The following is a 10,232-nucleotide window of genomic DNA, read 5'->3' as shown; positions in this document are numbered from 1 at the left end:
CCTCTATTATACGACTTTACACAAAGAAAAGCCCTTAGAAACTTCACTTCCAAGGACTTTGTCTTCAATCTGAGAGCCTTAAACGGCTCTTTTTTAGGGCTCTATAATATTTGTAGTGGATAAATTACCTATAGATATTATGGAGCCAATTATTGATAAAACTTTAGTCATCATCGTCTCTATAAAAATATTTTCTATACACCCTTGATAATACCAAAATTAATACCAATACATACCAAGAGCCATAATAATAGAATTTATTGGATTTATTTCAGTATGTCCAATCACTAGTACAACTATTGGACTATTAGACATGCTTAGATAGAGAAGACAAGAAAGAGGCTGATAATCTACCAACCTCTTACATAAGATACTTATTCATTCCAAACTATTCTTTATAGAAAAAAGTCCTATAAATTCGAGCAATAGTTAAAATACAAACAAATATAATTCCCAAAATAGATAATACTATTTTCACAAAACTCATTTCCGAACCTATGACATATATATGAAAAAGAGGGGCTAGTCCTACACATATATACAATAGATAATTTATAAAGTTTATTTCACCAAATCCTGCAAAAAAATGTTTCATTTTAAGCAAAAATATAACCATCTAGGCTACCGTCAGCCCAATCAGCCCCATATGCGATTGCTCCACCTAGTGAAAATCCAGTAACAGTTAGCGCAACGTTTAGTGCAGTATTGGCTAAATTGCTAGCTGCGCTACCTACATGTTTAATTAGTAAACTACGTAATGTTCTCGTAATAGCCCCTCTATTAGCTGAGATAGCTTTTTTTATTGCATAAGCAGAATAAATTGTCGCACCACCACTATAGATGGCCAGACCTACGTCCAGAACTGTTGCAAGACTACCTCTACTATTCCACCAGTTACGACCAACACCACCCCCATCAAGATACATCATCTCTTCTTGCTCAAGAGCAACATAATTATTTGGTAATACGAGTTCCATTTATTTTCTCCTTTTTATTAAGCATGGTTAGGATAGCTTCCTAACAAGTGATCGTTGACTTTGTTTATAGCACTTAGTTACCTAGATAAGATATCTTCCCTTTATCTTACTTTATTTTATAGGTTACCTAATGTTTAAAACCAATTATTGCTTGAAACTTAACATTTCCAAAATCCAATCGAGATAGGTTTCTTTATCATAGACAATCCGCACTTCAACTGGCATATCCTTTTGGAGGACGACTGTCTCACTTCCATGTTTTAGAGTTAAGGTTTCTAATTCTATAATGACTTTATAAAGACTAATATTGCCTTCTTTCGTTTCTTGGGAAATTGCTCCTGAATCAATCTGTCTGACTTGTCCCTTTAGTGTTCCATATTTTTGACTATTTACACCAGTAATAGCAACATCAGCTTTTGCCCCTTCAGAAACACGAGAAATATCGCTCGCAAGTACAAAAGCTTCTACATAGTAACCTTTTTCTTTACCTGAAACTTCTGCTATCGTTTGCCCCTGCTGAATAGCCATTCCTTGCTTCAAAGGCACCATATAATGCAGAGTACCTTCATTTGTTGCTAATATACTATGAGCTTTATCTTGACCTGTTGCCACTCCAAGATTAGCCTCAAGCTCTGTAATACTTTTATTGTTGTTTGAACGAGCAGTACCTAACTCACTAATTAATTGAGCATAAATATTATAAGCCTGAGAAGTTGGATTATTATAGGTGCGATTCATATCCTTAATATTGCTTTGTTGACTATCAATCTCGCTATTCTTAGAAGTAATATTTGTTTTTAATGCTTCGATTTTTGTTGTTATTTCTGATATCTTAGTTTCTAACTTAGCTTTGTTATCAGCTGATGTCGTATCTGATAGAGAGGATGAAGCTCCTTGCTGTTGAAGTTGCAGCAATTCATTTTGTAGAGCTTGCAAGTCGGCATCTAACTGATCTCTTTCAGCTGTTATTTTATTCAACTTCGTATATTCATCCTGAATCTTTGAATACTGGGTACCATTATTATAACTTTCCGAATTTAATTGAGACAGGTAGTATTCAACTTTCCCATAATATTCCTGTTCTTCCCCCGAATTGGACATATGGTTGTATTTCTCATTTAATGACTGTTCAAATTTTTGAAAGATGGCTTCTTTTGCGCGTAACTTCTCCAATTGTTTATTTAAAGAGCTCGCTTGTAAACCTTCTTGTCCACTTGATAACGAAATAATGACATCTCCAGCATTTACCATATCTCCTTCTGACTTATGTAAAGTAACTACCTTCCCTGAACTAATTGCTGATAGGAACTCTGTACCTGTTATAACTGAATTCCCATTCGCTTTTACAATATAGTTTTTGGGTATATAAGCTGCGCCAATCAAGGCTCCAATTAAGATGATAGCAGTTGAAATAATGAGAATAAACGCAAAAGCTGGTGGTCTCTTATCAAAGAAAATACGAGAATGACGTAATTCTGATTTATTATATAATTTCATAGGCTTACAATTGGTCTAAAAATATCTACTACCATTTTTTCAGGAGAAGAATTAACATAAACTGTATAGACAATCCCGTCCGTTTGAATATCATTTTCATAGACATGTAGATCCAATTTAGAATACGCATATTGTAGATACTCTGGACTGTCTTCAAAACGAACATATAAACAATATGGAACAGAGATGGAATCCTGTACATCATAAATGTTACTGTACTGTTGAGCATTATGGGCTTGAATATAAAACTCAAAATCAGTCGTTATCATTCCATCATCATGAATAGTTGTACCACAACTTTTTACAATTAATGGACCAAAAATTTGTGCTTTTAACAACTGCAAATGTTGATAAAACTTTTCAATCTCTTGATTTATATTTTCTACTTTTATATCATACAACTTTTTACAGATAACTGACTTTAGTACTAGTTTTTTATTATCTTTAATCTCTAGTTTAGCCATAAGCAACCTCCTCTGCATCTATCATAACCGACGGTTCTACTTGTTGCTTCATATAAATATTCTGTAACTCGACCATTCTAGCATATTTTCCGTTTTTCGCCATTAATTCCTCATGAGTTCCATATTCTACAATGGAACCATTTTCCAAAAAACATATCTTATCACATCGAAGAATTGTAGACAGCCTGTGTGCTACTACAATTGTTGTTTTATTCATTATTTTATTAAAGATTAAATCCTGAATAATCTGTTCACTAAATGAATCCAAGTTAGAGGTTGCCTCATCAAATATATACAAGTCAGCTTTACTCAGTAGTGCTCTTGCAATAGCCAATCGTTGTTTCTCTCCACCCGAGAAATTTTGACCGCCTTCTTCTACAAAGGAGCCATAACGATTTTGAAGGCGTTGAATCGTATCATGAATACCAACAATACGACAAACTCTCACCATATCCTCATATGTGACAGAAGAATTACCAATTTTTAGATTATCAATAATTGTCCCTGTAAAGAGTTCTATGGTCTGAGGAATGTAGGAAATTTTCTTACGTAATTTACCATAGTCAAGATCTGATAAGTCATTTTTTCCTATACGAATTTTCCCCTCACTCGGATTTATAAATCTTAATAACAAACGAACTAGCGTACTTTTTCCTGCTCCGCTTTCTCCAACAAAAGCTATTTTTTCTCCTTGTTTAATTTGCAAATTAAAGTTCTTGATAACAGGAGGGCGCGAACCATAGGCAAATGTTACATCTTTAAATTCAATATCATCACATAAGGTGAAGTCTCTAATACTATAATCCAAGGAGCAGTCTTCACGATCTACTTCCATCAATTCTTGAAGCCGACTAACCGCAACCTGTACCTCTTGAAAGGTTAACTGCAAACCAACTAGATTCTGAATAGGTTCTGTAAAATATTGACTTAATGTCTGAAAAACCAAGAGATCCCCAATAGTCATTTTTCCATCAATGATAAATAAGGCGCCCACTCCCATAAATAATAACCCACCCATGGTTGAGGTCATTGAGGATATTGTAGACTGAATATTCTGCAAAACACCTTCTTTATAACCAATTTCTAAAGTATGAACAAATTTTTCTTCAATTTTGTTTAAACGTTGTTCCTCGTCATGTTGAGACTTAATGGTATCAATGTTACGAATGGATTCAATTAACTGTGAATTAAGAAGTCCATTTGCTTCCATTTGTTCATGATTAATTTTTTTATAAGGCTTTTTAAAACAGTATATAAGAATGATGTTAACAATAACCATAAAAACTAATATCAGAAATAAAGATTGATTAATAGTCCAAAGGACAACCGCACTAATAACTGATAAGGTGATATCCATGACTAATGAAATAGAGACTGACGTAAACACATTCTTTATCGTCATCGCATCTTGAAATCTTGTTAAAACATCACCAACTCTACGACTTCCAAAAAAACTATAAGGAAGATGAATAATATGGTCATAATATCCCATTAAAACCGGTATATCAATTTTTCGAGATAGAAACAAAAGAACGTGCTGACGAAATGCAGATAGAAGAGTCTGTAAGAACGACACTATTCCAAATACTATCAAAAACATATACAGACTATTTTTTAAAGCATATGGAATCACCTCGTCCATGATAACTTTTGAAAAGAGACTCGATAAAATACCAATGATACTTAAAACAAAGGAAGCTAATATGACTGTACTAATCAATCCTTTTTGATTAAAAATTAACGTTCCAAATAAATCAAGAAGTCCTTTTCCCTTTAGTTTCCCTCTTTCAAAATCCGAATTTGGAACCATAAAAAGAGTAATACCTTGATAAATTTCTCCCAATTCGTCACTTGACATCTTGCGTATACCACTAGCAGGGTCTGCTACGTAGAATTTACTATTCCTTTTGATACTATGTAGTACCACAAAATGATTTTGACCTAAATCGTTCTTAACTTGAAGAATCGCAGGAAATGTTAATTTCGGGGTCAAATCTTCCAGAGCTACTCGGACAGCTTTTACCGTAAAATTCAATTTGTTCAGACCTGAAACAATACCACTTACAGTCGTTCCATACATGTCTGTCCCAATAATTTCCCGAATCTTCATGATTGATAGTTCCTTTTTGTAAGATAAAAGAACTGTTGAAACAACTGCCGCAGCACAATCTGACTGATCATGCTGCATCGTACAAGGATATTTTTTTAACATAGAAATACTCTATTCTTTAGGATTAGTCTAATTTGTATGCCATATATGCTAAATAGCTACAATATTATGATATCTGTCATGGTGCTATAACTTATAAAAAGTTAATTTTTGACATGTAGTTAATCAATTCATTCTAAATCTCTTTCCTATAAAGACTTCGTTTAACAAAATGATTCTACCTCTTGAGTGCTAAAGAGTGCACATTTATCATGAAATATTATCAGAAAACTTTTCTTTGATGTCATCCAAACCTCAATCTCTATCCAGCAGTTCTATAATTGGTTTATTCTTAACCATAATATTTTTAGAGCCCAGTATCATTTCAAGCACTACAGTACCGTAGATACTTTAGATACTTTCCCAACGACTACCTTCTTTTTATCTCATCTCATTCTTAATCACGAACTTACTCTCAACTAGAAGAATAGTACACTCCCGTATCAATACCTTTAACAACTACATTCATACTGGTTAAACTCTGACTAGAACTCAATAAAAAAAGTCCCAGAAACACAACTGACAGCGTTTTCAAAAAAGTGTTGCGCATTATTTATCCTCCCTCCTTCTTTTTACTATATTATAAAACAATATATATTTTTCGTCAACAATTTACATGCTTATTCGAATATTTTTTTTTAAAATAATTATAGTTATATTTGATGCATAAATAAAGATAGCTTCTGCTATCCTTATACATTATCTGACTGCTTATCCATCAGATATTGTTCTACCTTGAGTGCCGTAACTTCATTATTTTCAATTAGATAAAGCACCTTAGCTTTCATATAATAGTCCTTAGCAACAGGAATATCAAGATTTTCTGTTACATTTCCCAACAAACAATATAAATCTGCTAACCTAAAGCTACTATGATACTTGTTACAAAATTCAATTGTCTCTAATACTAGCGCTCTGGACTTATCCATCTCCTCCTGTTTCCAAAGGTGGTAACAATAATTGTATTTTATTTTAATATACAACTCAATTTGTTCACGCACACTGGTATCGATTTTTGAAAGGGCTACGGAAACCTGATCATATAGTTGCTCAAATTTCTCCTTATCCTCATCATAGCCTAAGAAAATCAGCAGGGTATTCAAAATATATAAGTAATCCACTTTATCAATACTAATCCTACTGAGGATGTCCTCTATTTTTGAAATAGCTAGTTTTAATTGATGTTCACATTGATAAGTTAGAATGGCATCTATCCAGTCCAGATAAATTTTTTCGTCAAAAGATAAAGAAGTCTGTTGCTTTCTTTCTCCCTCAAAAGCATATTTCAAAGAGGCATAATCTTGATTTTCCAACAATGTTTCAGACAACTTCTTGAAAGCAGATAAGCCTAGAAACTCTTTCGAAATTTCTCCTGAAAAGAAATAGTCCATATTTAAGCCCATTTTTTCAGATAATTTATATAACAAATCTGCTCCTGGCATATATTTGCCTTGTTCCATGCGACTTATCTGAGTTTGTTGACAAATTCCTTCTGCCAACTCTTTTTGCGACCACCCCAGCTCTTTTCGCTTATTTTTTAATCTTGTTGCTAATAATGCATGCATGCTAACCACCACTATTTATATTCTATAAAAACATTATACTACTTTTTGAAAAGATTATATCATATTGTCTACAAGGAGTGAACAGGCTTCTCAAAATATAAGAAAAAAGAGCCATTCAAAGCTCTTTCCCTATTTCTTAATACCAACCGTTGTTAAGCCAGAAGTTCTTAGCAGCTGTCCATGAACCGTAACGTCCTGCAACATAAGCATCTGCTACACGTTCTTGGTTTTCTGCTGAGTAGTCACCGTTCAAATAAGAATCTGTCAATTGGTAACGTCCGATGTAACGTCCGTTTGTAGCTGTATAGCTACCGCCTGATTCTTTTTGAGCGATCCATTCTTTAGCTTCTGATTCTGATCCGCTTACTGTTGCTGCTGGAGCAGTGTAGCTTTCTTCCACAACTGGTGCTGCTGGTGCTTCATAAGTTGTTGTTTCAGTTGCTTCTGCTTGGTAAGTTACAGCTTCAGTCGTTGCCTCTGTTGTAGCTGGAGCCTCATAGGTTGCTGAGGTCGTTGCAGCTACTGCAGCAGCTGGACCATCAATAATCAAGACTTGGTCTACAAAGATTAGGTCAATATTTTCAATATTGTTCAATTCAGCCAATTTTTCAACAGTTGTGTTGTGTGTTTCTGCAATTTCTGAAAGAGTATCACCAGCTTTAACTGTGTAAGTTGTTGTCTCTTGCGCAAAAGTTAGTGATGGGGCAAGGAAAGCAAGTACGACTGCCAATCCTGCAAATTTTGTTTTAATAGTTGATTTCATTTAAAAAGTTTCTCCTTCTTTCTTATATTCCCATCATACCCTACTATTATTACTGTTTCTTGACGGTTTTATGTAGAAATGTTACAAGACGATGTTTTATTTCACTTAAATAGCCTCTTTTTGTTACAAAAGGCTTGATTTTAGAGGCTTTATGGGGATTTTAGATATTTGATCATGGAATTGAGCGCTTGCATCTAATCTTTGATATAATAGAGTTAAGAATCTTTTTAAGGGGAAACAGATGCAATCACTTCGTTTTCAATCTGTCTTTGATATCATTGGACCAGTCATGATTGGCCCATCTAGTAGTCACACGGCAGGAGCTGTTCGTATCGGTAAAATCGTCTCTTCTATCTTTGACGATACTCCAACCGAGGTTGAGTTCCAGCTTTTTAATTCTTTTGCAAAAACCTATCGAGGGCACGGTACTGACCTAGCCCTAGTCGCTGGAATTCTAGGAATGGACACAGATGATCCAGAAATTCCAAATAGTTTAGAAATCGCCCACAAGCGTGGTATCAAAATAGTCTGGACTATCCAGAAAGACAGTAATGCCCCTCACCCAAACACTACGAAAATCACTGTTAAGAATGAGCACAAGACCATCAGTGTAACAGGAATTTCAATCGGGGGTGGTAATATCCAAGTGACAGAGCTCAATGGTTTTGCGGTATCCCTCAACATGAACACTCCTACCATCATCATCGTTCATCAGGATGTTCCAGGTATGATTGCTCACGTAACAGAGGCCCTCTCTCGCTTTGACATCAATATCGCTCAGATGAATGTAACTCGCGAAAAAGCTGGCGAGAAAGCCATTATGATTATCGAAGTTGATAGTCGCAACTGTGATGAATCTATCGAAGAAATTCGCAAAATTCCTCATCTGCACAATGTCAATTTCTTTCAATAGGAGAAAATATGTTTTACTCTATCAAAGAATTAGTCCAACAAGCCGAAATTGATTTTCAAGGCAATGTTGCTGAACTCATGATTACGACCGAGTTTGAGCTAACCGGTCGTGAACGCGAAGAAGTCATACTTCTCATGGAGCGCAACCTTGAAGTCATGAAAGCTTCCGTTGAACTTGGACTCAATGAGAATAAATCTCGTAGCGGTTTGACAGGTGGTGACGCTGCCAAGCTAGATCACTACATCAAAAAAGGAAAGACCCTATCAGACTTCACTGTCTTGTCTGCCGCCCGTAACGCTATCGCCGTTAATGAACACAATGCCAAGATGGGCCTTGTTTGTGCGACACCGACCGCAGGTAGCGCAGGTTGTCTTCCCGCAGTTCTCACATCTGCTATTCAAAAACTCAATCTAACTCATGAACAACAACTAGACTTCTTATTCGCTGCAGGTGCTTTTGGACTCGTGATTGCTAACAACGCTTCTATCTCGGGAGCCGAAGGTGGCTGCCAGGCCGAAGTTGGTTCAGCTTCAGCCATGAGTGCCGCTGCCCTAACTCTAGCTGCAGGTGGAACACCTTATCAAGCGAGCCAGGCTATCGCCTTCGTTATCAAAAATATGCTCGGCCTAATCTGTGACCCCGTTGCAGGTTTGGTTGAAGTTCCTTGTGTCAAGCGGAATGCCATGGGAGCAAGCTTCGCCTTCATCGCAGCCGATATGGCTCTAGCTGGTATTGAATCCAAAATTCCAGTTGATGAGGTCATTGACGCCATGTATCAAGTAGGATCTAGCTTACCAACTGCCTTTCGTGAAACTGCTGAAGGGGGGCTCGCTGCCACACCGACAGGTCGTCGCCTTCAAAAAGAAATCTTCGGCGAATAATCTCAAAATAACTAGGAGAGTATATGTCATCAATTTCCGCTATTTTTTTCGATTTAGATGGAACACTTGTGGATAGTTCTATCGGAATTCACAATGGTTTCACCTATACCTTTGACCAACTTGGAGTTTCTAGTCCTGATGCCAAAATCATTCGAGGTTTTATGGGGCCCCCACTAGAAACCAGCTTTGCTAGTTGTTTGCCAGATGAGCAGATAGAGAAAGCTATCCAGCTCTATCGTTCTTATTATAAGGAAAAAGGTGTGTACGAAGCCCAACTCTTTCCACATATCAAAGATTTACTCGTAGAACTAGCTGAGCATTATCCTCTTTATATCACTACTACGAAGAATACACCAACCGCAGTTGACATGACTAGCAATTTTGGGATTGACCACTTTTTTGATGGCATTTATGGTTCAAGCCCTCAGGCCCTACACAAGGCAGATGTCATTCGTCAGGCTCTGGAAACTCATCATCTAGCGCCCGAAACGGTTGTTATTATCGGAGATACCAAGTTTGATATGATTGGTGCCCAAGAAACTGGCCTTAAAAAACTAGCGGTTACTTGGGGATTTGGAGAGCAAGCAGACTTGCTAAACTATCAACCTGATTATATCGCCCACAAACCCTTAGAAGTTTTGGAGTATTTTCAATAACATAGACTGGGCAACGACTCCATTCCAGAAGAAAATGAGGCAAGCTTCTACATAACAAAACGCATATTACCAAGGCTCTTTGAACTGCACCCCAAAAGTTAGACAGAAAAAAATCTAACTTTTGGGGTGTTTTTATTATGAAATTAACTTATGATGATAAAGTTCAGGTCTATGAACTTAGAAAACAAGGATATAGCTTAGAGAAGCTTTCAAATAAATTTGGGATAAATAATTCTAATATTAGGTACATGATTAAATTGATTGATCGTTACGGAATAGAGTTCGTCAAAAAAGGAAAAAATCGTTA

11 protein-coding genes are annotated in these 10,232 nt (G+C 36.0%); 4 read left to right on the top strand and 7 right to left on the bottom strand.

The window, feature by feature from the left end; all coding sequences use genetic code 11:
- Window positions 1-388 precede the first annotated feature (388 nt).
- The 7 genes from M1R56_RS09800 to M1R56_RS09770 all read right to left on the bottom strand — a co-directional run bounded on the left by M1R56_RS09800 (window position 389) and on the right by M1R56_RS09770 (window position 7,475).
- Entirely contained in the window at window positions 389-595 is a 207-nt protein-coding gene (locus M1R56_RS09800) for a hypothetical protein (protein ID WP_102210372.1), read from the bottom strand.
- A gap of 1 nt (window position 596) precedes the next feature.
- Window positions 597-977: an SP_0115 family bacteriocin-like peptide gene (locus M1R56_RS09795; RefSeq protein WP_248036019.1), complete on the bottom strand. Its 381-nt coding sequence runs from the start codon at window positions 975-977 to the stop codon at window positions 597-599.
- Window positions 978-1,121: 144 nt separating this feature from the next.
- Window positions 1,122-2,474 carry an HlyD family efflux transporter periplasmic adaptor subunit gene (locus M1R56_RS09790; protein WP_248036018.1) on the bottom strand — a complete coding sequence of 451 codons (1,353 nt, stop codon included), beginning with the start codon at window positions 2,472-2,474 and terminating at the stop codon, window positions 1,122-1,124.
- Window positions 2,471-2,938 carry a GyrI-like domain-containing protein gene (locus M1R56_RS09785; protein ID WP_248036017.1) on the bottom strand — a complete coding sequence of 156 codons (468 nt, stop codon included), beginning with the start codon at window positions 2,936-2,938 and terminating at the stop codon, window positions 2,471-2,473. Before M1R56_RS09785 ends, M1R56_RS09790 begins: the two co-directional genes overlap by 4 nt.
- On the bottom strand, window positions 2,931-5,150 hold the full coding sequence (locus M1R56_RS09780; protein ID WP_248036016.1) for a peptidase domain-containing ABC transporter: 2,220 nt from the start codon (window positions 5,148-5,150) through the stop codon (window positions 2,931-2,933). The genes M1R56_RS09785 and M1R56_RS09780 overlap by 8 nt, the downstream gene beginning before the upstream one ends.
- 689 nt (window positions 5,151-5,839) lie before the next feature.
- Window positions 5,840-6,712 carry a helix-turn-helix transcriptional regulator gene (locus M1R56_RS09775; RefSeq protein ID WP_248036015.1) on the bottom strand — a complete coding sequence of 291 codons (873 nt, stop codon included), beginning with the start codon at window positions 6,710-6,712 and terminating at the stop codon, window positions 5,840-5,842.
- A 136-nt stretch (window positions 6,713-6,848) separates the two neighbouring features.
- Window positions 6,849-7,475 carry a LysM peptidoglycan-binding domain-containing protein gene (locus M1R56_RS09770; RefSeq protein WP_248036014.1) on the bottom strand — a complete coding sequence of 209 codons (627 nt, stop codon included), beginning with the start codon at window positions 7,473-7,475 and terminating at the stop codon, window positions 6,849-6,851.
- Window positions 7,476-7,716: 241 nt separating this feature from the next.
- Here M1R56_RS09770 and sdaAB point away from each other — a divergent pair, with 241 nt between their 5' ends.
- From sdaAB to M1R56_RS09750, 4 genes are all read left to right on the top strand, one after another.
- A complete protein-coding gene (gene sdaAB / locus M1R56_RS09765) occupies window positions 7,717-8,388 on the top strand; it encodes an L-serine ammonia-lyase, iron-sulfur-dependent subunit beta (protein ID WP_001191178.1) in 672 nt (223 codons plus the stop codon).
- Window positions 8,389-8,396: 8 nt separating this feature from the next.
- Entirely contained in the window at window positions 8,397-9,269 is an 873-nt protein-coding gene (sdaAA, locus tag M1R56_RS09760; protein ID WP_248036013.1) for an L-serine ammonia-lyase, iron-sulfur-dependent, subunit alpha, read from the top strand.
- Window positions 9,270-9,292: 23 nt separating this feature from the next.
- Window positions 9,293-9,925 carry an HAD hydrolase-like protein gene (locus M1R56_RS09755; protein ID WP_248036012.1) on the top strand — a complete coding sequence of 211 codons (633 nt, stop codon included), beginning with the start codon at window positions 9,293-9,295 and terminating at the stop codon, window positions 9,923-9,925.
- A gap of 137 nt (window positions 9,926-10,062) precedes the next feature.
- The coding region (locus M1R56_RS09750; protein ID WP_248036020.1) for a transposase at window positions 10,063-10,232 on the top strand (170 nt) is incomplete at its 3' end.

The organism is Streptococcus sp. oral taxon 431 (genome assembly GCF_023115445.1).
Classification (GTDB): Bacteria; Bacillota; Bacilli; order Lactobacillales; family Streptococcaceae; genus Streptococcus.
The sequence above is the reverse complement of the archived record's forward strand: the minus strand, read 5'-3'. Positions and strand labels throughout refer to the sequence as shown.